Raw genomic sequence first — 23,107 nt, 5'->3', positions numbered from 1 at the left:
TTAAAATTCATTAAAATACTTGATTTTTAGTTGGTAATGCTATATAATTAATAAAGTTGAGTAAAAATCAACAAAAATATAACACACGACATTTGAGTAGCTGCTCGGTGCATTTATGTTTGCAGTAAGCTTAGAGAGTGTCGGAGGAAAAAACCAAGGAGGAAAATAACTATGGCAGTTATTTCAATGAAACAATTATTAGAAGCTGGTGTACACTTCGGTCACCAAACAAGAAGATGGAACCCTAAAATGGACAAATACATCTTCACAGAAAGAAACGGTATCTACATTATCGACTTACAAAAAACAGTTAAAAAAGTTGATGAAGCATACGAATTCGTAAAATCAGTTGCTGATCAAGGCGGAAAAATGTTATTCGTAGGTACTAAAAAACAAGCACAAGATGCTATTAAAGAAGAAGCTGAAAGAAGTGGTCAATACTACATCAATCACCGTTGGTTAGGTGGAACTTTAACTAACTACAAAACTATTAAAGGACGTATTGACAGAATCGCTGAAATCGAAAAAATGGAAGCTGATGGAGTATTCGAAGTATTACCTAAAAAAGAAGTTATCGAATTAAGAAAAGAATACGATAAATTAAACAAATTCCTAGGAGGAATTCGTGAAATGAAAGGTATGCCAGATGCAATCTTCGTAGTAGATCCTAAGAAAGAGCACAACGCTATTGCTGAAGCCAAAAAATTAGGAATTCCTGTAGTTGGTATCGTAGATACAAACTGTGATCCAGATGACGTAGATTACGTAATCCCTGCAAACGACGATGCTATCCGTGCGGTTAAATTATTAACAGCTAAAATGGCAGACGCTTTTGTAGCTTACAACGAAGGAAACATCGAAGAAACTGAAGAAGCTTTCGTAGAAGAAGTAGAAGCAACAGAAGAATAATCTAAAGATAATAAATAATTAAAAATATAAAAATAAAATAACGGAGGCAAATCAAAATGGCACAAATTACAGCTAGTTTGGTAAAAGAATTAAGAGAACGTACTGGTGCTGGTATGATGGACTGTAAAAAAGCACTAACTCAAACTGATGGAGATATCGATGCAGCAATCGACTACCTAAGAGAAAATGGTATCGCTAAAGCAGCTAAAAAAGCTGACAGAATCGCTGCAGAAGGTCTTTCTTACATCGAAGTTAAAGGTAACAAAGCTGTTATCTTAGAAATTAACTCAGAAACTGACTTCGTTGCTAAAAACGAAAAATTCGTTGCTTTAGTAAAAAATGTTGCAGAAGCTATCTTAGCAGCTGAACCAAAAACTTTAGAAGAAGCTCTTCAAGTTGAAGCTCAAGGTGGAACTGTTGAAGCAGTAATTAACGAAGGAATCGCTACAATTGGTGAAAAACTTTCATTAAGAAGATTTGAAGTTGTTTCTAAAAGAGATGCTGATGCATTTGGTGCATACTCTCACATGGGAGGAAGAATCGGTGTTCTTACTCTTGTTGAAGGAAGCACAGATGAAGAAGCAGCTAAAGATGTTGCAATGCACATCGCTGCTTTAGCTCCTAAATACTTAGACGAAAGCGAAGTACCAGCTGATGTACTTGAGCACGAGAAAAAAGTATTAACTGAGCAAGCATTAAACGAAGGAAAACCTGCTAACATCGTTGAAAAAATGATCGTTGGTAGAATTAACAAATTCTTAGAAGAAATCACAGTTGTTAAACAAAAATTCGTTAAAGACGATAGTTTCACTGTTGAAAAATTCGTAGCATCAAAAGGTGGAAAACTTGCTAAATTCGTACGTTACGAAGTTGGTGAAGGTATCGAGAAAAAAGAAGATAACTTTGCTGAGGAAGTAATGAGCCAAGTTAACGCTAGCAAATAATAATTCTCTATTTAATATATACTATTAAAAGAGGTTAAGCACACACTTCTTGTGTGTGCTTTTTTAAAAAATTAATATAGTAGAAACAATAATGTCTGTAATATATTAGGAGGATAAAAATGGCTACTAAATATAAAAGAGTTTTATATAAACTTAGTGGTGAAGCACTAGCAGGTGGAAAAGGATTTGGAATTGATTCTGAAGTTGTTAATAAAATAACTTCTCAAATCGTTGAAGTAGTAAAACAAGGGGTAGAAGTTGCAATCGTTGTTGGTGGTGGAAACATCTGGCGTGGTAAAACTGGTGAGGAACTAGGGATGGAACGTGCTACAGCTGACTCAATGGGAATGTTAGCTACAGTTATGAACTCATTAGCATTACAAGATTCATTAGAGCAAAAAGGTGTTGATACACGTGTATTAACTTCAGTAGAGATGAAAGCAATGGCTGAACCTTATATCAGAAGACGTGCAATTAGACACTTAGAAAAAGGTCGTGTTGCTATCTTTGCAGCTGGTATAGGTAATCCATACTTCTCTACGGATACAACAGCAGCTTTACGTGCAAAAGAAATAGGTGCAGAAGCTATCTTAATGGGTAAAAATGGAGTAGATGGTGTTTACTCTGCTGATCCTAAACTTGATAGTACAGCAACAAAATATGATAAGTTATCATACATGGATATTATGAACAAAGGTTTAACAATTATGGATTCTACAGCAATTACATTCTGTATGGATAACCACCTGCCAATTATTGTCTTTTCAATAGATGAAGCAGATAACATTGTTAAAGTTGTTTCTGATTCTAATTTAGGAACAATTATAGAATAAAATTTATACTAGGAGTTTACAATTATGCCTGAACAAATTATGAATAATTTAAACGAAAGAATGGAAAAAGCTATTGCTAGTTTACGTCGTGAATTAGCATCAATTAGAGCTGGAAAAGCTAGTGCAGCTGTATTAGATAGATTAACAGTTGATTACTATGGTGTACCAACTCCAATTAACCAAGTAGCAGGTGTTTCTGTACCAGAACCAAAAATGCTTGTTATTTCTCCATATGAAAAAACTTTATTAGGAGATATCGAAAAAGCTATTCAAGCATCTGATTTAGGATTAAATCCAGCTAATGATGGTACAGTAATTCGTATTGTGTTCCCAGCATTAACTGAAGAACGTCGTAAAGAACTTGCTAAATTAGTAGGTAAAGAATCAGAAGGTGCTAAAGTTGCAGTACGTAACGTGCGTCGTGATGCTATGGATTCAATGAAAAAATTAGAAAAATCATCTCAAATTACTGAAGATGATCTAAAAGGATATTCTGATGATATTCAAAAAGTAACAGATAAATTCGTTGCTGAAATCGATAAAGTAACAAAAGAAAAACAAGATGAGTTAATGAGCGTATAATATTATGGAAATGACAGAAATTATTGCTAAAATTAATTCACTTAACGCTACAAAAAAAGAGCGTGAATTAACAGCTGAAGAATCAGAAGAATTAGCTAAATATAGACAACTATATTTACAAAATTTTAAAGCTAATATGCGAAACATATTAGATAATACAAGAGTAATTAATGAAAATGGAGAAGATATAACTCCTAAGAAGAAAGGAAATTAACAATGAGTGCAACTGCAGTTACAATTTTAGTTGGAGCAATTTGTTTACTTGCTGGTGTAGTAGGAGGGTTCTTCCTAGCAAGACGTAATTTCATGAACTACATGGAAAAAAATCCTCAAATCAACGAAGATATGGTTATGAGTATGATGAGTCAAATGGGACAAAAACCATCTCGTAAAAAAATTAACCAAGTTATGAGCAACATGCAAAAAGCGCAAAAACAAGCTCAAAAACAAATGAAAAAATAATAAAATTAAACAGATGTGTAAAAAAATGCACATCTGTTTTTCTTTTATATCTATAGTAGAAATTCTTTTCCTAAAGAAGATTTAACTTCTATTGGATGTCCTGTAACTGGGTGTAGAAATTCAACTTTTAATGCACCTAAATACATTTTATCGTATTTATATCCATCTTTAGAATAAAGTTTATCACCGATAATTGCAACTCCATTAGAGGCTAAATGAACACGGATTTGATGTGTTCGCCCAGTTTCTAATGATACTGTTACTAAAAATCTATTTTGATCTATTTTTTCGCATGAAAGAATATTAGTAATTGCATTTTTACCATTTCTTGTTACTGCCATCTTGTTCTTTTCTTTACTATCTCTACCTATATTTGAATTGATAGTTTGTGGTTTAATATTATTTTTTATTAGTGCAGAATAGTAACGTTTAATTTGTCTTTGCTCAAGCATCTGATCTAGTTTTGCTTTAATTAATGGAGTTTTGGCTAATATTACTAATCCACAAGTATCAATATCTAGTCTATGGATAGATTCTAAGTAGTTGTAGTCAGAGATTAAGTAGTTTACCAATGTATCATCTTCTAATTCTATATCATTAGGGTGTGTTTTTATACCGAATGGTTTAGAAACAACTAATAAGTATTCATCTTCAAACTCTTTAGTTATAGATACTGTAGAATTTTCTTTATATTTTGATGATCCTAAGTCTATGTTGACTTCTAAAATATCTCCTACTTTTAATGGTGAGTTTAATTCCGCTTCATTAGAATTTATTTTAATAGATTCTTTATTGTGATGATTATTCATTCTTATAGTATGGATATTCTTCTTTGAAACTTTTAAAAATTGACTTAAGTAACTCTCTACTGTAGGGAAAGTTTGTGTTATATTGAATTTCATTGAGACTCCTTGTATTATGTCTTTTCTTGATAATATTATTATATACTAAATTGATGATATAAGAAAGAAAAATGAAGACAATAATATTGCAAAATTAACTTAAAAAAACTTTATAAAATAGGGAATTTTAACTTGATTTTAACTATAAAATATAGTAATATATAACTTGTGATTTAATTATACTAAACAGAGTGTTTACTAATAATAAACTTAAATAACGATAAGTTTACTAATGGTAAACAATTATTACAGTAAGTTAGATAATAATAAACATAGATAACGAAAAGTTAGATATTGATAAACAATTTTTAACTTTTCACTAAAAAGGAGTAGTTATGTATTCTATAGGTGAAAGATTAAAAAGACTACGTATACAAAAAAACCTCACCCAAGAAGAATTAGGTGAACGTACAGACTTGAGTAAGGGATATATATCCCAGGTAGAACGTGACCTAGCATCGCCATCGATGGAAACTTTTTTTAATATATTACAAGTTTTAGGGTGTGCGCCTAAGGACTTTTTTGATAAAGAAAGTACAAGCCAAAAGGTTTATTATTCTTTAGAGGATCAAACCAGTTATGAAGAAACTGATGAAGGATACGAACTTACTTGGTTGGTTCCTGAATCAAATGAAAAGGAAATGGAATCACTAATTTTAAAACTAGAGAAAAATTCTAGTTACAAAACATTTGATCCTTCAGAATCAGAAACATTATGTTATGTTCTTAAGGGGAAATGTAAATTAAAATTAGGAGATGAGGAATTTATAGCCTCAACAAATGAAAGTTTTTATTTTTTAGCTACATCTGAACATAGATTATCGAATCCATTTGATGAAGAATGTGAAGTGTTAATAGTAGCTACTAATTCGTATTTATAAGGAGAAAAAAATGGCAAATATTGTTGAATTCAAAAATGTATCAATGACTTTCGGTAATAATAATGTACTAAAGAATATTGATTTGGAAATAGAGAAAGGTAAATTTTATACACTACTTGGACCTAGTGGTTGTGGGAAAAGTACAATCCTAAAATTAATTGGAGGATTCTTAAGCCCAACTTCAGGTGATGTATTATTAGATGGTAAAGTAGTAAATGATTTACCAGCAAATAAAAGACATGTAAATACTGTATTCCAAGATTATGCTTTATTTCCACATATGAATGTTTTTGAAAATGTAGCATTTGGACTTAAAATAAAGAATGAAAAGAAAGAAATAATCAAGAAAAAAGTAAAGAAAGCTCTAAAACAAGTAAACTTAGCTGGATTTGAAAATCGTGAGTTAACTGAGATGAGTGGTGGACAAAAACAACGTGTTGCTATTGCACGTGCTATCGTTAACGAACCTGAAATTATTCTTCTTGATGAATCTTTATCAGCATTAGACCTGAAATTACGTCAAGAGATGCAATATGAACTTCGTGAACTTCAACAACAAACAGGAATTACATTTATCTATGTAACACACGACCAAGAGGAAGCTTTAGCGATGAGTGATTATATCTTTGTGATGAATCACGGTAAAATCGAACAAAGTGGAACACCACTTGATATTTATGATGAACCAGTTAACCGTTTCGTTGCTGATTTCATTGGTGAATCTAATATTGTTAATGCAGTAATGCTAGATGATTATTTAGTTGAAATTTATGGTAAAGAATATGAATGCGTGGATGCTGGATTAGATAAAAATAAACGTGTAGAAGTTGTTATTCGACCTGAGGACTTGGAAATTACAAGCGCTGAAAAAGGAAAAATTAATGTAGTTGTTGATACTCAATTATTTAGAGGGGTTCACTATGAAATTTGTTGTTTAGATGATCAATATAATGAATGGATTGTTCACTCAACAAAACAAGCAAAACCAGGCGCTGCTGTAAGTTTGAACTTTGATCCTGAAGCAATTCACATCATGGTTCCAGGGGAAACTGAAGAAGAATTTGATGCTCGTCTTGAATCATATGAAGAGGAGGAGTAGAGATGTTTAATAGAAAAACTCGATCATTCTTTATGATTCCATATATTTTATGGATGCTACTTTTTGTAGTATTTCCAATTGTACTTATCGTTTATCATTCATTTAGAGATATAGATGGTAATTTCACATTAGCTAACTACAACATATTCTTTAGTAGTACTTATGTGCTTATGACACTATATAGTTTTTGGTATGCATTTTTAATTACATTTATTTGTTTAATTATTAGTTATCCATTAGCTTTTGCGATTAATAAAAGTAAACATAAAGAATTATTACTTTTACTAATAATTTTACCAACATGGATTAATATTTTATTAAAAACTTATGCGTTCTTAGGTTTATTTGGAGAATATGGAACAATTAATAGTTTCTTAGAATACATAGGTATCGGTAGTCAGAGTCTACTATTTAATTCATTCAGTTTCATTTTTGTATCTAGTTACATTTTCTTACCTTTTATGTTATTACCTATATATAATTCGGTATCTGGAATGAACAAGAACTTAATCGAAGCATCTTATGATCTAGGAGCAGATTTTAAAACTACATTCATGAAAATTATTTTACCACTAAGTATTAATGGGGTAAAAACAGGTATTCAGGTGACCTTTATTCCAGCGTTATCACTATTTATGATTACTCGTTTAGTAGCAGGTAATAAGATTATTAACTTAGGTACAGCTATCGAAGAGCACTTCTTAGTAACACAAAACTGGGGAGTTGGTTCTACGATTGCGGTATTCTTAATAGTGATCATGGGTATTATTATGATACTTACTAATACAAAAGACAAAACAAATTTTGGAGGTAGAAAATAATGAAATTAACTTCAAAAATTTATTTAGGGATTATCTTTGCAATTTTATATTTACCTCTAATCTACTTGGCTTATTTTTCATTTAACTCAGGAAAGACAATGATTGACTTTGAAGGTTTTTCATGGAAACATTACGTAGAGTTATTCGAAAATACACGTATGATGATTATTGTAATTAACACAGTTGTTGTTGCATTATTATGTGGATTATTTTCAGCAATTTTTGGAACTTTAGGTGCTTTAGGTATTTATTCTTTAAAATCTAAAAAACAAAAAAATTCATTTTTAGTGGGTAATAATATTCTTATAGTTAGTCCTGATGTAATTATTGGATGTTCATTCTTACTAATGTTCACATTCATCTCAAAATATACAGGACTAGACAAAATTCAAGGATTCTGGTCAGTGTTATTATCACACATTGCATTCAGTATTCCGATAGTAGTACTTATGGTATTACCTAAATTATATGAAATGCCTAAGAGTATGGTAGATGCAGCTATTGACCTTGGTGCTACATATCCACAAGTTTTAAGTAAAATAGTTATTCCATATATTACCCCAGGAATATGGGCAGGATTTTTCATGGGATTAACTTATTCTCTAGATGATTTTGCAGTTACATTTTTTGTAACAGGTAATGGATTCCAAACTTTATCTGTTGAAATATATTCGATGGCTAGACAGGGTATTAACCTACAAATTAATGCCTTATCTACAGTGTTAACTGTCTTCGTAGTTGTGGCAGTACTTATTTATTATGTAATTAATACTAGTAAACTAAAAAGGGAGGTAAGATAATATGAAAAAATTACTTATTTCAGCTGTTTCAATATTAGTTATTTGTTTAGGACTTTTATATAGTCGTAATTTCATAGATAGTTCAAATAATGGAGATAAACAAACATTAACAATTTTTAACTGGGGAGAATATATTGATCCAGATTTAATTAAGAAATTTGAAGAAGAAACAGGGATTTCAGTTGTTTATGAAACATTCGATTCTAACGAAGCGATGCTTACAAAAATTCAAGCTGGTTCAACACCTTATGATATAGTAATTCCATCAGATTATATGATTAAAAAGATGAAAAAATTAAATCTTTTAAAGAAACTAGATCATAGTAAAATAGAAGGTTTCGATAATATTGATCCACAGTTTAGAGATAAATCTTTCGACCCGAAAAATGAATATTCGATTCCATATTTCTGGGGAACTCTAGGGGTTTTATATAATAAAACTAAAGTTCCGGAAGACTTAACGTTTGAAAAATGGAATGATCTATGGGATTCGAGATTAGCAAATAATGTATTATTAATCGATGGGGCTCGTGAAATGATGGGGATTGCGCTTCAATCTGAAGGTAATTCGGTTAATGATACTAATGAGGTAAATCTAAACCTAGCAGAAAGAAAATTAGAGTTACTTCATCCAAATGTTAAAGCCATTAACTCAGATGAGAAAAAGATGCTTATGATTAACAATGAAGCCTGGGCTTCTGTAGTATTCTCAGGTGATGCTAAAGCTATCATGGGTGAGAATGAAAATATGGTATATGCATTGCCCAAAGAAGGAACGAATCTATGGTTTGATAACATAGTAATTCCAAAAACTTCTAAAAACGAAGAAGTAGCATATAAGTTTATTAACTTCATGTTAAAACCGGAAAATGCGGCGAAAAACTCTGAGTTTATTGGATATGCAACACCAAATACTAAGGCTAAAGAGTTACTCCCAGAAGAAACTACGAGTGATGAACAATTTTATCCTGATTTAGAAAGTTTCGGTAACAGAGCAGAAGTGTATCAAGACCTAGATCCAAAAATGCTTCAACTTTATAATGATTTATTCTTGAAATTCAAGATTAATAATAGAAAATAAAATAAACGAGATTATCGAATTTGATAATCTCGTTTTAATATTAGAATCCACTAACTTTTAATTCTTCAGTTTTAAATGTAACGTTTTTCTCAGAACCAAGATATGTTGCTTTAAATTTCCAAGTAGCATTTGGTTTCAAGTCATTAACGTTTGCTAAGACATCTCCGACTTTATTTCCATTTGCATCATAAGCAGGAATTGTAACTTGAACATAAGATTTCTCTTTATCAGTGTTATTCTTTAGTACACCTGTAACATAACTTGTAAATGAATCTTTCTCTACATTTAATTCAGAAACTTCATATTTAGCTTTTTGTGTTTCTTGTGCAGAATTTTTCACTTCGACATCTTTTTTCTTACTACCCGTTGTTTGCTGAATAATTAAAATAAGTACAATTGCAGCTAAAATTATAAACCAAACTCTTTTATAGATAGGCTTTTTTTGTACATATACATTTCCATTTTGATCTGTAATTTTTTTTGCCATAATAATTCCTCCGTAAAATTTTTATACTAACATTATATATATATATATTTAGTCAAGTGAAATCATAATTGTCAGCTCAAATATTGATTAATTTCAAATATATTAAGAAGAAGATAGTGTGATACTCTAAGCTAATCAAAGTTGATTATTTAGAGTATCATGTTTGGTGATAATTTATACTTATATAAAGAAGTATAATGCTTAAAATTAGAATTCAGACATTTCTTATTATCAAATTGTCTTTGATGATTAATCTAAATATTATGTATTTAAAGAAATATTTTAATGAACTTATTCAAATATAGATTATGGTAAGTCTAAATATCGTTGACAAAAAGCCTAAGCCTCTAGTATAATAAAGTATTGAGAAGAATTGTATTTATTAATAAAATTTTAAAATATTCTATATTTTATCTTCCAAAAATTAATAAAAAGGAGAAAGTTTTTATGAATAATAGAGGACAAAATGTAAATCCAAATGGTACTCCTCAAAATAATCAGCCAAATCAGGGTTATCCTCAACAGAATAGTCAATATCAAGGAAATGGTTATAATGGGCAAAATCAACAAAATTTTAATAGAAATGTAAATAATCAGCATCCTTATCAAAACCAAAACCCCCAGGTAAATAATGTGAATAATCAGCAATATCAAGGGTATGCTAGTGGACAAAATCCTCAAAATACTAATGTGAATAATGCACAGTTTAGAGGGCCAGGCTATAACGGTCAAAATCCACAATTCAATAATGTAAACAATCCACAATTTAAAGGACAAGGTTATAACGGTCAAAAATCACAATTTAGAGGACCAGGTTATAATGGACAAAATCCTCAATTTGGGAATATGAATAATGGACAGTTTAATAATCAAAATGGTTATAATAATCCTAACCAATTCAATCCACAATTCGGTAATAATAATCCAAACTTTAATCCAATGAATCGCGGGCCTAAGATGGATAGTAAGATGATAGGTTATATAACAGCTGCAGTTGCTGCATTAATAGTTGTACTTATGATATTTATGTTCTCTAGTGGTAGTGGTAAACTAGGTGGAGGAACACCAGAAGAAGCTGTGAAAAATGCTATAGCTGCAACTAAAGATGGTGATTTTAAGAAATTAGTAAATAATATTTACTTTGAAAGTGATGAAGCTAGAAGTAAAGCTTTAGAACAATTTAACAACATAGATGGTACTAAAAAAGCATCAATCGAATTAGCAAAAACATATATAGATATGATAGAAATTGGAGAAGTTAAATCCATAAATGAAAATAGAGCTAAAGTTGAACTTAAAGTAAAAGGAAATGATCTGCTAAAACAATTGGGTGGAGATACTACTCGAACTACATATGTGAAAAAAGTAAACGGTAGATGGTTTATTGAAGATAATCTTTTCTAAAGTATGGACATATAAGTTATAAATTTTAAAAAAAATTTTTATGAGAACTCATAGATGTAGTGATTTATTAATATTAGAATCTATTTTATAAGATATTTTATACAAAGCGAGAGTAATTCGACAAAATCGATTTTTCTGAAATTACGATTTTGTTGGGTCACTCTCTTTTTTTTACTATAAGTAAAATTGAAATTATGTTATAATATATTAGTTAAAATAATTTAGGAGGTTTGTATGTTTCAAGCGTTATATAGGAAATATAGACCACAAACATTTACTGACATAGTAGGTCAAAATCATATTGTTTCTGTTTTGAAAAATGCGATTGATAAAGACCAAATTAGTCATGCCTATTTATTTTATGGATCTCGAGGTACTGGTAAAACTTCTATTGCAAAAATATTTGCAAATGAAGTTAATGGTAATGAAGAATATCAAAAAGAAAATGTAGATATTATTGAAATTGATGCTGCAAGTAATAATGGTGTAGATGAAGTACGTGATATAAAAGAAGCTACTAAATTCTTGCCTACTGAAGGTAAATATAAAGTTTACATCATCGATGAAGTACACATGTTAACGACAGCAGCATTTAATGCATTACTGAAAACTTTAGAAGAACCACCTGCTCATGTGATATTCATATTAGCTACTACTGAAATTCATAAAATACCAGCGACTATCTTATCAAGATGTCAGAGGTTTGAGTTTAAAAATCTTTCACAAGAACAATTAGTTGATAGACTAAAGTATATTTCAGAAAATGAAGGAATAGTAATTGAAGATGCAGCTATAGAAAAAATTGCAACTCTTGCGAAAGGTGGACTGAGGGATGCAATTAGTATACTAGATCAAGTATCTAACTATTCAGAAAAAATTACTTTAGATCATATATTAGAAGTTACTTCTTCAATAAGTGAAGATGATATTCTTGAGTTTTATAGAAGTCTTCTGCAAGGAGATGTCACAAAATCTTTATTGACATACGATAATTTTGTTAGCCAGGCTAAGGATACCAAATTGTTACTTAATGATCTTATTAATGTAACACGAGATGTAGTTGTGTATAAAAATTTAAATAACACAACGTATACGGTATATAATATTGACAAAATAGCGGAAGAAGTTAATAAAGTTGCATTTGACTATTTTTATAAAATTATAGAATATTTATCGCAAACAGAGCAGTATATTAGATTTTCGACAGAATATATGAGTTACATGCAAATTTGTATTGTAAAAATATGCTCGAAAGAAGAAGTTGTTAATCAGACTACAGTTCAAAATAGTGTTGATAATTCGGTGGCAAATTCTAGAACAGTTGAATTAGAAAATAGAGTTAGGATACTTGAAGATAAATTAAATCAATTAAATAATAATGTAAATAGTTTATCTGAAAATTCTATTAGTAAAGAAACACATGAAGTTATTAAAAACAATAGTGTTAAAGAGTTTGTTACTACTAGTTGGCAAGGTACTCCAAAAGAAGAGATTAAAGAAGTAATTATCAAAGATAAGAATAAGATTATTGAACTTATTAAGGCTTCAAGTGAGAATTTTACCAATTATGCAGCAAATGTTTTTAATAAGATAATTAATGAAAGCTTGAATTCGAATAATCCAGATGTAGTAACAATGAGAGAATTATTTAGCTCTTGTCAATTAGTGGCTTCTTCTAAAGAAGGTGGATTATTAGTTTTTAGTGAAGTAGATAATATGGTAAAAATGGCGCCAAATTCTAAATATAAAAAATATTTGGAAGGTCTATTCAAGAGATTTATTGGCGTAGATTACTCGATTTATACAATTCAAGATCATCAGTATACTGTGCTTAAAGATGAACTTGCAAATCCAGTTGTAGAAAGCAATTTGATTGAAGAAGAAATTGAAGAAAAGCCGATAACTAAAATTGATGAGTTGTTTGGAGATATAATAATAGAAAACTAACATTTGAAAAGATGCATGAAAATAATTGAAATAACTTGAAAAAAATTCCAAATTATTGACAAGTAGTAAAAATTTAAATAGAATTATAATATAAATTAGACATTAGGAGGAAATATTATGCGCGGAATGGGAAATATGCAACAAATGATGAGAAAGATGCAAAAAATGCAAAAAGACATGTTAGCAGCCCAAGAAGGATTAAAAGACCAGACTGTTGAAGGAACTGTATCAGGTGGTATGGTAACAGCAATAGCAAATGGTGATGGAAAAATATTAGATATAAAAATTAAAGAAGAAGTAGTTGATCCAGAAGATATTGAAATGCTTCAAGATATGATTTTAACTGCAGTAAATGATGCACTAGAAAAATCTACTCAATTAAAAGAGGAAACATTAGGTAAATTTACAAACGGATTAAACATCCCAGGACTATAAGATGCAATATCCTAAACCGATTTTAGATTTAATAGACAGTTATTCATTGTTACCTGGTATAGGAAAGAAAACTGCAGTAAGGTTAGCATTTCATACTTTGAAAATGCATGATGATGATATAAAAAACTTTGCGGATAGTTTAGTACATTTAAAAGAAAAGCTAACTAATTGTGAAGTATGTGGACGACTTAGTGAAGAGCATGTGTGTGATATTTGCTCTGATGCAGGTAGAGACAAATCGATGATTTGTGTTGTTGCTAATGACAATGATTTAGTAGCAATGGAGAATATGCAACAATATAGAGGAGTGTATCACGTACTTGATGGTTTAATTTCACCGATGGATGGAATAGGTCCACTTGATATTAATATAAAGTCTCTTTTTGAGAGAGCACAAGATGAAACAGTAAAAGAAATAATACTGGCAACAAACTCGTCACCAGAAGGTGAAGGTACTGCAAGTTTTATTTCAAGATATTTAAAAAATACAGATATAAGAGTTACCAGAATAGCTCAAGGTATTTCCTTTGGAAGTGATATTGAGTATGTTGATGAAGTTACTTTATCAAGGGCTATTTCAGGTAGAATAGAGTTATAATTTAGGAGGACAGTTTATGTCACAAAAATCAGTAAACGCGATAAAAGTATTGGGTGTTGATGCGATTAACAAAGCGAAATCAGGACACCCTGGTGTAGTAATGGGAGCAGCACCGATGGCTTACTCATTATTCACAAAACACCTTAGAGTAAATCCAAAGAAAACTAACTGGATCAATAGAGATAGATTCGTATTATCAGCAGGACATGGATCAATGTTACTATATTCATTATTACATCTTTCAGGATTTGAAGATGTATCTTTAGAAGAAGTTAAAAACTTCCGTCAATGGGGTTCTAAAACTCCTGGGCACCCAGAGTTTGGACACACAAAAGGTATTGATGCAACAACAGGACCACTAGGACAAGGTATCTCTACAGCAGTAGGTATGGCTTTAGCAGAAAGATATTTAGCTGCTAAATATAACAAAGAAGGTTATGACTTATTTGATCACTACACATATGTAATCTGCGGTGATGGAGATATCATGGAAGGTGTTGCTTCAGAAGCATCAAGCTTTGCTGCAGTGCAAAAATTAAATAAACTTGTAGTATTATATGATTCAAATGACATCTGTCTAGATGGAGAGACTAAAGATGCATTTTCTGAAAATGTTCGTGCTAGATATGAAGCATACGGATGGAACACTATCCTTGTTGAAGATGGTGCAAATGTAGACGCGGTTAGCACAGCTATTGAACAAGCTAAAAAATCTGATAAACCTACATTAATCGAAGTAAAAACAATTATCGGAGCTGGTTCACCTAATAGACAAGGAACAAATGGAGTTCATGGTGCACCATTAGGTGATGAAGAAACAGCATTATTCAGAAAAGAAATCGGTTGGGAAAATGAACCATTCGATATTCCTGCAGATGTTTATGCTGATTTTAAAGCTAATGTTGCGGAACGTGGAGAAAATGAATATGCTAAATGGGAAAAATTATATGTAGATTATAAAGCAAAATTCCCTGAATTAGCAAAAGAGTTAGAAGAAGCTTTAACTCGTGAAGATATTAAACACCTATCAAAAGAAAGTTTTAGTTTCAAAAATGTAGGTGAAGCTCAAGCAACTCGTAATTCATCTCAAGATGCAATAAATAGTGTTGCAGCTGTTTTACCAACATTCTTCGGAGGATCAGCTGACCTTTCACACTCTAATATGACGTTTATTAAAGGTGATGGATTACAAGATGATGAACACAGAACAGAACGTAACGTACAATTTGGTGTTCGTGAATTCGCTATGGCTACTGTACTAAATGGATTGACATTACACGGGGGAGTACGTGTATTCGGTGGTACATTCTTCGTATTCTCAGATTACCTAAAAGCAGCATTAAGATTATCAGCATTACAAAACTTACCAGTAACATATGTATTTACGCATGATAGTATTGCAGTAGGTGAGGATGGTCCAACACACGAACCAATTGAACATTTAGCATCATTAAGAACTATTCCAAATACATATGTATTTAGACCTGCTGATGCGACTGAAGCACAAGCTGCATGGTATCTATCACAAAAAACAAATGATAAACCGACATCAATTGTATTAACTCGTCAAAACTTACCGATTTTAGAAAATTCTTCATTTGAAAAAGTTGCTAAAGGTGCTTATGTTGTACATGAAACAGCAGCAGACTTTGATACTATTTTAATTGCTACAGGATCTGAAGTTGCATTAGCAATTGATGTAGCTCATGAATTAGAAAAAGATGGTTCAAAAGTGCGTGTTGTAAGTATGCCTTCAGTTGAATTATTTGAAGAGCAATCAAAAGAATATAAAGAAGAATTATTACCACTTAATGTACGTCGTCGTGTATCATTAGAAATGGGTAACAGTGCTCTTTGGTACAAATATGTTGGTTTAGATGGATTAGCTATCGGAATTGATAAATTTGGAGCTTCTGCACCTGCGAATAAAGTAATTGAAGAATATGGATTTACTGTTGAAGCAGTTGTAGAGAAAATTAAAAATGAGCTATAGAGAAATTCGCCCTGGCGATATCATAAAAGTAAAAGTAACAGCCGTCAAACCATATGGTGCTTTTATTGAAACACGAGATAAAATGGTAGGTTTAATACACATTTCTGAAATTACAAATTGTTTTATATTCGATATAAGTAGTTATATAAAACAAGATGAAATTTTAGAAGTAAAGGTCCTATCTATCAAGGATAATAAAATTAATGCAACATTAAACTTTAAACAAAAAAAAGACAATGATAAGAAAGAAATTAATAGCCTTGATACTTTAAATTTCGTGTATGGATTTGACACACTTAAACAAAATATGAAGCTGTGGCAAAAAAAAGCTATACTCGAAATGAGAAATTCTAAATAATTTCTATTGACAAATGTAATTTAACTGTTTATAATATATTTAAATATTAAATGAAGTTTAGGAATTAGAAGTTGATAATATTATTTAAAAGAGAGAATCTAGTGGTGAAAAGGATTCATAATATAACTTTTATGCTACCTATGTAGTGCTTCATCGGCATTCATGCCGTTATAAAAACTAATGAGGAGTACAAAGTACTCGAATTAGGGTGGTAACACGATTATAGTCGTCCCTTGTGTAATTAAATTTACACAAGGGGCTTTTTTATTTTATTTGTTAGCTTGAAAGGAGAATATAAATGAAACAACTAACATCAACACAAATTAGAAGAATGTATTTAGATTTCTTCGTAGAAAAAGGACACAAAATTGAACCAAGTGCATCTTTAGTGCCAGTTGACGATCCTACATTACTATGGATTAACTCAGGGGTTGCAACACTAAAAAAATATTTTGATGGTAGAGAAATACCTGAGAATCCAAGAATTACTAACTCACAAAAATCTATTAGAACAAATGATATTGAAAATGTAGGTAAAACTGCACGTCACCATACATTCTTCGAGATGTTAGGTAACTTCTCAATTGGTGATTATTTCAAAAATGAAGCAGTACCTTGGGCTTGGGAATTCTTAACTTCTGAAAAATGGTTAGGATTAGAAAAAGAAAAATTATCAGTAACTATTCATCCTGAAGATACTGAAGCATACGATATATGGCGTAATGTTATCGGTCTTCCTGAAGATAGAATAATTCGTATTGAAGGTAACTTCTGGGATATAGGAGAAGGACCTTCAGGACCAAATACTGAAATCTTCTATGACCGTGGAGAAGATGCTGATACATGGTCACCAAAAGAGGAAATGTACCCAGGTGGAGAAAATGATAGATATCTAGAAGTTTGGAATGTAGTATTCAGTCAATATAACCACAATGCTGATGGTACTTACACTGAACTTCCTGCGAAAAACATAGATACAGGAATGGGATTAGAGAGAATTGTATCTGTATTACAAGATGTTCCAACAAACTTTGATACAGACTTATTTATTCCAATCATTAGAGAAATTGAAAAACTTTCTGGAGCTAAATATGGTGTGAATGCTGAGCAAGATGTAGCATTCAAAGTTATCGCTGACCACATTAGAACAGTAGCATTCGCTATCGCTGATGGAGCATTACCATCAAATGAAGGACGTGGATACATACTTAGAAGACTTTTACGTCGTGCAGTTAGATATGCTAAAGTTTTAGGATTAAATAACTCATTTATGTACAAATTAACAGATGTTGTTGCTGAAATTATGGAAGACTACTATCCAAATGTTAAAGAAAGTGCAAGCTTCGTAAAAGATGTAATTCTTAAAGAGGAAGATAGATTCCACGAAACACTAAACGAAGGTGAAGCAATCTTAAATAATATTGCAAAAGAAGTTAAAGATACAACAAAAGTAATTTCTGGTAAAGATGCATTTAAACTTTATGATACTTTTGGATTCCCAATTGAATTAACTGAAGAGTATGCAGAAGAATTAGGATTAACAGTTGATATTGATGGATTTAATGAAGAGATGGAAAAACAAAAAGAACGTGCTCGTTCATCTCGTCAAGAAGATTCTTCAATGCAAGTACAATCTGACCTATACAACAGAATAGTAGGAGACAGTGAGTTTACTGGATATATTAAACTTACAGATGAAGGTAAATTATTAGCTATAGTTGATAAAGAAGATAACTTATTAGAAAACTATAAAGGTGAAGAGAATGTAAAAGTAGTATTCGATAAAACTCCATTCTATGCTGAAAGTGGTGGTCAAGTATCTGATAGAGGTTTAGTATTAGCAGATGGATTCAAAGCAGAAGTAATAGATGTTAAGAAACTTCCTGATAAACGTCACATTCACTTAGTAAAAGTACTAGAAGGTGAATTAGTAGTTGGTAAAGAATATAAACTAGAAGTAGATAGAGCTTATAGATTAAATATTGAGAAAAACCACACTGCAACTCACTTATTAAATGAAGCCCTTCGTCATGAAGTTGGTTCTCATATTAAACAAGCAGGATCACTAGTAACTGATGAAAAACTAAGATTTGATATTACTCACTTCGCTCCACTAACTAAAGAAGAAATTGAAAAAGTTGAGAAAGAAGTTAACAATCAAATTTGGAATGCACTAGAAATCAAAACAGAAGAGATGCCAATAGCTGAAGCAAGAAAACTTGGTGCTCAAGCATTATTCGGTGAAAAATACGGAGATGTAGTTCGTGTAGTTTCTATCGGAGATTATTCTATTGAATTATGTGGTGGTACTCATAACGCTAACAGTGCTGAAGTTGGAATCTTCAAGATTGTTTCTGAATCAGGTGTAGCTGCAGGTGTACGTAGAATTGAAGCTTTAACAGGAAAAGCAGCATACGAGTATTTAAGAGAACAAGAAGAAACACTTCGTTCTGTTGAAAAATTAACAAAAGCTAATGTTTCAAATGTAGTAGAAAAAGTTTCTGGATTACAATCAGAAATTAAGAAACTAGCTAAAGAAAAAGAAAGCTTACAACAAAAAATTGCTAATTCTGAATTAAACAACTTAGTAAACAATATTAAAGAAGTAAATGGTGTAAATGTACTAACAAGTGTAGTAGAATCAGAAAATATGAATCACTTAAAACAACTTGTTGACAATGCTAAGTCTAAATTAGAAAACTATGTTATTGCTTTTGCTTCAGTAAATGAAGATAAAGTAAACTTCGTAGTGGCTGTAGACAAAGCTATCACTGATAAATATAACGCTGGAAAACTAGTAAACGTATTAGCAACAGTATGTGATGGACGTGGTGGTGGACGTCCAGATATGGCTCAAGCAGGAGCAAAAAATAAAGATAATATTGATAAAGCATTTGAAGAATTATTAGCTAATATCTAATATTTTTTCTGAATGATAATAGGGAAGGGATTGCCAAAAAAATAGTTTTAACGATTAACTATTTTAAGGTAATCTCTCCCTTTTTTCCTGAAAATATGGTATAATTAATAGAATTATTATGGACAAATAATAATTTAATGTTAGATTATTTCTAGTATTAAATATAATTTTGGAGGAAATGAGAATGGAAACTAAAAAATTAGGAAAAGTAGAAATTAATCCAAACGCTTTAGAAGTTATTGCTAATATAGCAGCAACTGAAGTTGAAGGGGTTTCTAAATTATTAGGAAAAAAAGTTTACTCTCGTGGGGTTGAACTAGAATTTGCAGGATCAGAATTAGTTATAGACGTTTATTGTAACTTAAAATCTGGTTTTTCTGTAGCTAAAACAGCAAGAAAAATTCAAGAAAATGTAAGAAATTCGATATTTAATATGACAGAGATCAATACTAAAACTGTAAATGTTAATATAATTGGAATTGATTTTTAATTTAGGAGATATAAATGAAGAGCAGACATGAACTTAGAGAAGCAGTTTTTAAAATCTTATTCCAAGTAGAGAATACTGAACTAGATTTTATTGAGCTGTTAGACTTAGAACAAGAAGAAATTTCTACAAGTATTTATGTAAATAAAACATTAACTGAGATTATTGAAAAAAAAGATGAAATTGATAAGGTAATTTCAAATAATTTAAAAGATTGGAAACTAGACCGTTTATCAAAAATGGATAGACAAATACTGCGTATTTCAGCTTATGAAATTCTTTATAGCGATATTCCTTATAAAGTTTCTATAAATGAAGCTGTTGAACTTTCAAAAAAATATAGCGAAAAAGATGAAAGTTATAAATTTATCAACGGAGTACTAAAAGGAATTGTAGAAAACTCAACAAAATAAGAGGTAAAGGTAGATGGAAGAAAGAACATATCTAACCGTTACAGCATTAAACAAATATATTGAGAGAAAGTTTTTATTAGACCCATATTTAGGTGAAATATATATAAAGGGTGAAATCTCGAATTTTAAACTTCATAATAACAATAATATATATTTTTCAATAAAAGATGAAAATACTAGAATAAATGCAGTTTGGTTCGGAGCGAAATCAAAGGATTTTAAAGATGGTGATACAGTTTTAATTAAGTCAAAGATTAATTATTATTTTCCTCGTGGAGAGCATAATCTTTTAGTTACTGATATGAAAAAAGATAGAATCGGTGAATTATATCAGAAGTTTTTAGAGCTAAAGGAGAAATTAGAGAAAGAAGGACTATTTCTACCTCAGTATAAAAAACAAATACCGAGTTTTTCTCAAAATATAGCTGTTGTAACAGCAAAAACTGGAGCAGCTATTCAAGATATTACTAGAACAATTCAACGTCGTTTTCCAATAGCAAAGATAAATATTTATTCTACTTTAGTACAAGGTGATAATTCTGTTCAAGATATAGTTAAAAACATTAAACTAGCTGATGATGGTTCTAACGATGTAATTATACTAGGACGTGGTGGTGGATCAATAGAAGACCTATGGAGTTTTAATAATGAAGAAGTAATTAGAGCGATTTTCAACTGTAAGACACCAATAGTAACAGGAATAGGACATGAGACAGATACGACGCTTGCAGATTTTGTATCTGATAGAAGAGCTTCTACACCAACTGCAGCTGCAGAATTGGTAACACCTAATATTGAAGATATTAAAAATAGAATCTCATTTAATTATGATAAACTAACAAATACTATTACTTATATTCTTCAAAATTATAAAAATAGAATAAGTAATAGTGAAAACAATCCATACTATAAAAACTATTCAAAAATATTTACAGAGTACAGAAGAACTGTTGAGTTGTTAGAAAAAGAACTTAGTAAATCCTTGCAAACACTTGTTAAGGATAAGAAAAGTGGTTTATCAATTTCAACTGATAAGTTTATGAACTTTGACTTGTTGGCTAGATTTAAAGAAAACTTTACTGCTGAGATAAATCGATTAGAAGCAAATTCACCGTTAAATATTATGAAAAAAGGTTATTCTGTTGCATTCTTAAATGATGAAAAAATAACATCTGTTAAGAATGTTAAAACAGGTGATGATATTACTGTTCAATTAGCCGATGGAAGTCTTGATTGTAAAGTTAACAATATATCCGGTAAAGGAGTTAAGTAAATGGGTAAAGAGAATTTTGAAACAAGTTTAATGAATCTTGAGAAAATTGTTGCAGAATTAGAATCTGGAAAACTATCTTTAGAAGATTCGTTAGACCGATATAAACAAGGAATCGATTTGATTAAAAACTGCAATGAGTTAATAAGTAATGCAGAGAAAGAAGTAGCTAAATTAACTAAGGATTTCAAAGAGGATGAATAATTTTAAAAACTTCATAGAAGAAAATAAAGATCAATTAAATAGTTTTGCTAAAGAATATATTGAAAAATTAGAAATGCCTGATATTTTAAAAGAATCTATTACGTATTCGTTAGTGAATGACGGTAAGAAAATTAGGCCACTATCATTTTTATATTTATTAAAATACTACGAAGTGGATTATACAAAGTATTTTGATATTGCGCTAGCCATTGAGTTAGTTCACACATATTCATTAGTTCATGATGACTTACCAGAGATGGACAATGATGATTATCGTTGGGGGAAACTTACGAATCATAAAGTTTTTGGTCAGGATCTTGCGGTACTTACTGGTGATGCTATGTTAACTTTGGCTTTCGAAGTACTTAGTGACTCTAATGTTGAGCCGACTTTAAAAGTTAGATTAATTAAGCAATTCGCTAATTATTCTGGAGCTATGGGAATGATTGCAGGTCAAGTATATGATGTAAAACAAAAAAATTACAATGTCGATGCGGACTATTTAAGAAAAATGCACAGTTTGAAAACAGGACGTTTAATTGAATTACCGATGGATTTCGCTTGTTTAGTTGCAGATAGAGCTGTAGATTATGATAGTGTTAAAGAATTTGGTAGGCAGTTAGGTATTGCTTATCAAATTAAAGATGATATACTTGATTATTATGGTGATTTTGAAAAAATTGGAAAATTACCAAGTGATGAGGATATGATTACATATCTTAGCTTCTATGGTATTGATGAATGTGAGGAACTACTTCAAAAACATACAGATAATGCTATAAATATAGCAAAACAATTAAATAATAGTTTATTAATAGATTTTGCAGATTATTTATTAAAACGAGATAAATAGTTTAAAATGCTAACTTAAATATAAATATTAATATATAATTTTAATTGTGTTTTGTATAATAAACTAATTAAATCTTTTATAAAGATTAGGTTATCTTTATAAAAGATTTTTTATTATATATAACAAAAATTAAATTGAAAACCACGAAAGTTTAGGGGTAAACTTCGTGGTTTTTTACAGTTATTATATTAGTCTAAATTTAGGGAATTAGAAACTCGTAGAACTAATATATTTAAAATGTTTACTGTAGCTTACTGGCACAAACATGAGGATTACTTATAATTGTAAAACTAAAAGTAGTTTGCTTCTACAGTTGACAAATTAACACTGTATATTTTTTGATATAATCAAAAAAGTGAGTTCTATTTTTAACCCTAAATATAAAGTAAAATACTTTACATAATTATTATACTAAAAATAAACG

The 23,107-nt window shown here is 30.4% G+C and carries 25 protein-coding genes; 23 read left to right on the top strand and 2 right to left on the bottom strand.

What is annotated here, in order from left to right; genetic code table 11:
• Positions 1-171 precede the first annotated feature (171 nt).
• From rpsB to RYK99_RS00725, 6 genes are all read left to right on the top strand, one after another.
• A complete protein-coding gene (rpsB, locus tag RYK99_RS00750) occupies positions 172-909 on the top strand; it encodes a 30S ribosomal protein S2 (RefSeq protein WP_271966346.1) in 738 nt (245 codons plus the stop codon).
• Between the two features lie 56 nt (positions 910-965).
• On the top strand, positions 966-1,853 hold the full coding sequence (gene tsf / locus RYK99_RS00745; RefSeq protein ID WP_314989236.1) for a translation elongation factor Ts: 888 nt from the start codon (positions 966-968) through the stop codon (positions 1,851-1,853).
• 119 nt (positions 1,854-1,972) lie between these two features.
• Complete coding sequence (gene pyrH / locus RYK99_RS00740) at positions 1,973-2,686, top strand: UMP kinase (protein ID WP_314989234.1); 714 nt, start codon at positions 1,973-1,975, stop codon at positions 2,684-2,686.
• Between the two features lie 24 nt (positions 2,687-2,710).
• Positions 2,711-3,268: a ribosome recycling factor gene (gene frr / locus RYK99_RS00735; protein WP_271966343.1), complete on the top strand. Its 558-nt coding sequence runs from the start codon at positions 2,711-2,713 to the stop codon at positions 3,266-3,268.
• Between the two features lie 10 nt (positions 3,269-3,278).
• Entirely contained in the window at positions 3,279-3,482 is a 204-nt protein-coding gene (locus tag RYK99_RS00730) for a DUF896 domain-containing protein (protein WP_254263195.1), read from the top strand.
• A 2-nt stretch (positions 3,483-3,484) separates the two neighbouring features.
• Positions 3,485-3,730, top strand: coding sequence for a YneF family protein (locus tag RYK99_RS00725; RefSeq protein ID WP_003146143.1), 246 nt, complete (start codon positions 3,485-3,487; stop codon positions 3,728-3,730).
• 50 nt (positions 3,731-3,780) lie between these two features.
• On the opposite strand, the gene RYK99_RS00720 is transcribed toward RYK99_RS00725, so the two are convergent.
• Positions 3,781-4,632, bottom strand: coding sequence for an RluA family pseudouridine synthase (locus RYK99_RS00720; protein ID WP_314989229.1), 852 nt, complete (start codon positions 4,630-4,632; stop codon positions 3,781-3,783).
• 335 nt (positions 4,633-4,967) lie between these two features.
• Between RYK99_RS00720 and RYK99_RS00715 the strand changes: the two genes are divergently transcribed.
• Genes RYK99_RS00715 through RYK99_RS00695 form a run of 5 tightly spaced genes read left to right on the top strand, consistent with a single transcriptional unit; the run spans position 4,968 to position 9,314 of the window.
• A complete protein-coding gene (locus tag RYK99_RS00715) occupies positions 4,968-5,513 on the top strand; it encodes a helix-turn-helix domain-containing protein (protein ID WP_003146140.1) in 546 nt (181 codons plus the stop codon).
• Positions 5,514-5,523: 10 nt separating this feature from the next.
• On the top strand, positions 5,524-6,612 hold the full coding sequence (locus tag RYK99_RS00710; protein WP_314989227.1) for an ABC transporter ATP-binding protein: 1,089 nt from the start codon (positions 5,524-5,526) through the stop codon (positions 6,610-6,612).
• A gap of 2 nt (positions 6,613-6,614) precedes the next feature.
• Positions 6,615-7,433, top strand: coding sequence for an ABC transporter permease (locus tag RYK99_RS00705; protein WP_314989225.1), 819 nt, complete (start codon positions 6,615-6,617; stop codon positions 7,431-7,433).
• Complete coding sequence (locus tag RYK99_RS00700; RefSeq protein ID WP_314989224.1) at positions 7,433-8,233, top strand: ABC transporter permease; 801 nt, start codon at positions 7,433-7,435, stop codon at positions 8,231-8,233. The genes RYK99_RS00705 and RYK99_RS00700 overlap by 1 nt, the downstream gene beginning before the upstream one ends.
• A 1-nt stretch (position 8,234) precedes the next feature.
• A complete protein-coding gene (locus tag RYK99_RS00695) occupies positions 8,235-9,314 on the top strand; it encodes a spermidine/putrescine ABC transporter substrate-binding protein (protein ID WP_314989222.1) in 1,080 nt (359 codons plus the stop codon).
• Positions 9,315-9,354: 40 nt separating this feature from the next.
• Here RYK99_RS00695 and RYK99_RS00690 read toward each other — a convergent pair whose 3' ends face one another.
• Positions 9,355-9,801, bottom strand: a complete 447-nt coding sequence (locus RYK99_RS00690) for an FxLYD domain-containing protein (RefSeq protein WP_314989220.1) — start codon at positions 9,799-9,801, stop codon at positions 9,355-9,357.
• A 447-nt stretch (positions 9,802-10,248) separates the two neighbouring features.
• On the opposite strand from RYK99_RS00690, the gene RYK99_RS00685 reads away from it, so the two are divergent.
• From RYK99_RS00685 to RYK99_RS00630, 12 genes are all read left to right on the top strand, one after another.
• Positions 10,249-11,205, top strand: coding sequence for a DUF4878 domain-containing protein (locus tag RYK99_RS00685; RefSeq protein WP_314989218.1), 957 nt, complete (start codon positions 10,249-10,251; stop codon positions 11,203-11,205).
• 234 nt (positions 11,206-11,439) lie between these two features.
• Positions 11,440-13,152 carry a DNA polymerase III subunit gamma/tau gene (gene dnaX / locus RYK99_RS00680; RefSeq protein ID WP_314989216.1) on the top strand — a complete coding sequence of 571 codons (1,713 nt, stop codon included), beginning with the start codon at positions 11,440-11,442 and terminating at the stop codon, positions 13,150-13,152.
• A gap of 117 nt (positions 13,153-13,269) precedes the next feature.
• Positions 13,270-13,587 carry a YbaB/EbfC family nucleoid-associated protein gene (locus RYK99_RS00675; RefSeq protein WP_003146124.1) on the top strand — a complete coding sequence of 106 codons (318 nt, stop codon included), beginning with the start codon at positions 13,270-13,272 and terminating at the stop codon, positions 13,585-13,587.
• A 1-nt stretch (position 13,588) separates the two neighbouring features.
• On the top strand, positions 13,589-14,185 hold the full coding sequence (gene recR / locus RYK99_RS00670) for a recombination mediator RecR (protein ID WP_314989213.1): 597 nt from the start codon (positions 13,589-13,591) through the stop codon (positions 14,183-14,185).
• A gap of 16 nt (positions 14,186-14,201) precedes the next feature.
• A complete protein-coding gene (gene tkt / locus RYK99_RS00665; protein ID WP_314989211.1) occupies positions 14,202-16,178 on the top strand; it encodes a transketolase in 1,977 nt (658 codons plus the stop codon).
• Positions 16,168-16,536, top strand: a complete 369-nt coding sequence (locus tag RYK99_RS00660; RefSeq protein ID WP_271966330.1) for a S1 RNA-binding domain-containing protein — start codon at positions 16,168-16,170, stop codon at positions 16,534-16,536. The genes tkt and RYK99_RS00660 overlap by 11 nt, the downstream gene beginning before the upstream one ends.
• Positions 16,537-16,834: 298 nt before the next feature.
• Positions 16,835-19,456 (top strand): alanine--tRNA ligase, encoded by a 2,622-nt coding sequence (gene alaS / locus RYK99_RS00655; protein ID WP_314989208.1) that lies wholly within the window; start codon positions 16,835-16,837, stop codon positions 19,454-19,456.
• Between the two features lie 184 nt (positions 19,457-19,640).
• Positions 19,641-19,946 (top strand): Asp23/Gls24 family envelope stress response protein, encoded by a 306-nt coding sequence (locus RYK99_RS00650; protein WP_271966328.1) that lies wholly within the window; start codon positions 19,641-19,643, stop codon positions 19,944-19,946.
• Positions 19,947-19,960: 14 nt separating this feature from the next.
• Positions 19,961-20,356 carry a transcription antitermination factor NusB gene (nusB, locus tag RYK99_RS00645; protein WP_314989203.1) on the top strand — a complete coding sequence of 132 codons (396 nt, stop codon included), beginning with the start codon at positions 19,961-19,963 and terminating at the stop codon, positions 20,354-20,356.
• A gap of 13 nt (positions 20,357-20,369) precedes the next feature.
• Positions 20,370-21,629, top strand: coding sequence for an exodeoxyribonuclease VII large subunit (gene xseA, locus RYK99_RS00640; protein WP_314989200.1), 1,260 nt, complete (start codon positions 20,370-20,372; stop codon positions 21,627-21,629).
• Entirely contained in the window at positions 21,630-21,830 is a 201-nt protein-coding gene (xseB, locus tag RYK99_RS00635) for an exodeoxyribonuclease VII small subunit (protein WP_314989198.1), read from the top strand.
• Positions 21,823-22,683, top strand: coding sequence for a farnesyl diphosphate synthase (locus tag RYK99_RS00630; protein ID WP_314989196.1), 861 nt, complete (start codon positions 21,823-21,825; stop codon positions 22,681-22,683). The genes xseB and RYK99_RS00630 overlap by 8 nt, the downstream gene beginning before the upstream one ends.
• Positions 22,684-23,107 lie beyond the last annotated feature (424 nt).

This window comes from uncultured Gemella sp. (assembly GCF_963537375.1).
Classification (GTDB): domain Bacteria; phylum Bacillota; class Bacilli; order Staphylococcales; family Gemellaceae; genus Gemella.
This window is presented reverse-complemented; position numbering and strand designations above follow the sequence as displayed.

What these genes read in the sequence shown, in the direction of transcription:
- rpsB (WP_271966346.1), top strand. Translation starts at nt 172, where the DNA reads ATGGCAGTTATTTCAATGAAACAATTATTAGAAGCTGGTGTACACTTC.
- tsf (WP_314989236.1), top strand. Translation starts at nt 966, where the DNA reads ATGGCACAAATTACAGCTAGTTTGGTAAAAGAATTAAGAGAACGTACT.
- pyrH (WP_314989234.1), top strand. Translation starts at nt 1,973, where the DNA reads ATGGCTACTAAATATAAAAGAGTTTTATATAAACTTAGTGGTGAAGCA.
- frr (WP_271966343.1), top strand. Translation starts at nt 2,711, where the DNA reads ATGCCTGAACAAATTATGAATAATTTAAACGAAAGAATGGAAAAAGCT.
- RYK99_RS00730 (WP_254263195.1), top strand. Translation starts at nt 3,279, where the DNA reads ATGACAGAAATTATTGCTAAAATTAATTCACTTAACGCTACAAAAAAA.
- RYK99_RS00725 (WP_003146143.1), top strand. Translation starts at nt 3,485, where the DNA reads ATGAGTGCAACTGCAGTTACAATTTTAGTTGGAGCAATTTGTTTACTT.
- RYK99_RS00720 (WP_314989229.1), bottom strand. Translation starts at nt 4,632, where the DNA reads ATGAAATTCAATATAACACAAACTTTCCCTACAGTAGAGAGTTACTTA.
- RYK99_RS00715 (WP_003146140.1), top strand. Translation starts at nt 4,968, where the DNA reads ATGTATTCTATAGGTGAAAGATTAAAAAGACTACGTATACAAAAAAAC.
- RYK99_RS00710 (WP_314989227.1), top strand. Translation starts at nt 5,524, where the DNA reads ATGGCAAATATTGTTGAATTCAAAAATGTATCAATGACTTTCGGTAAT.
- RYK99_RS00705 (WP_314989225.1), top strand. Translation starts at nt 6,615, where the DNA reads ATGTTTAATAGAAAAACTCGATCATTCTTTATGATTCCATATATTTTA.
- RYK99_RS00700 (WP_314989224.1), top strand. Translation starts at nt 7,433, where the DNA reads ATGAAATTAACTTCAAAAATTTATTTAGGGATTATCTTTGCAATTTTA.
- RYK99_RS00695 (WP_314989222.1), top strand. Translation starts at nt 8,235, where the DNA reads ATGAAAAAATTACTTATTTCAGCTGTTTCAATATTAGTTATTTGTTTA.
- RYK99_RS00690 (WP_314989220.1), bottom strand. Translation starts at nt 9,801, where the DNA reads ATGGCAAAAAAAATTACAGATCAAAATGGAAATGTATATGTACAAAAA.
- RYK99_RS00685 (WP_314989218.1), top strand. Translation starts at nt 10,249, where the DNA reads ATGAATAATAGAGGACAAAATGTAAATCCAAATGGTACTCCTCAAAAT.
- dnaX (WP_314989216.1), top strand. Translation starts at nt 11,440, where the DNA reads ATGTTTCAAGCGTTATATAGGAAATATAGACCACAAACATTTACTGAC.
- RYK99_RS00675 (WP_003146124.1), top strand. Translation starts at nt 13,270, where the DNA reads ATGCGCGGAATGGGAAATATGCAACAAATGATGAGAAAGATGCAAAAA.
- recR (WP_314989213.1), top strand. Translation starts at nt 13,589, where the DNA reads ATGCAATATCCTAAACCGATTTTAGATTTAATAGACAGTTATTCATTG.
- tkt (WP_314989211.1), top strand. Translation starts at nt 14,202, where the DNA reads ATGTCACAAAAATCAGTAAACGCGATAAAAGTATTGGGTGTTGATGCG.
- RYK99_RS00660 (WP_271966330.1), top strand. Translation starts at nt 16,168, where the DNA reads ATGAGCTATAGAGAAATTCGCCCTGGCGATATCATAAAAGTAAAAGTA.
- alaS (WP_314989208.1), top strand. Translation starts at nt 16,835, where the DNA reads ATGAAACAACTAACATCAACACAAATTAGAAGAATGTATTTAGATTTC.
- RYK99_RS00650 (WP_271966328.1), top strand. Translation starts at nt 19,641, where the DNA reads ATGGAAACTAAAAAATTAGGAAAAGTAGAAATTAATCCAAACGCTTTA.
- nusB (WP_314989203.1), top strand. Translation starts at nt 19,961, where the DNA reads ATGAAGAGCAGACATGAACTTAGAGAAGCAGTTTTTAAAATCTTATTC.
- xseA (WP_314989200.1), top strand. Translation starts at nt 20,370, where the DNA reads ATGGAAGAAAGAACATATCTAACCGTTACAGCATTAAACAAATATATT.
- xseB (WP_314989198.1), top strand. Translation starts at nt 21,630, where the DNA reads ATGGGTAAAGAGAATTTTGAAACAAGTTTAATGAATCTTGAGAAAATT.
- RYK99_RS00630 (WP_314989196.1), top strand. Translation starts at nt 21,823, where the DNA reads ATGAATAATTTTAAAAACTTCATAGAAGAAAATAAAGATCAATTAAAT.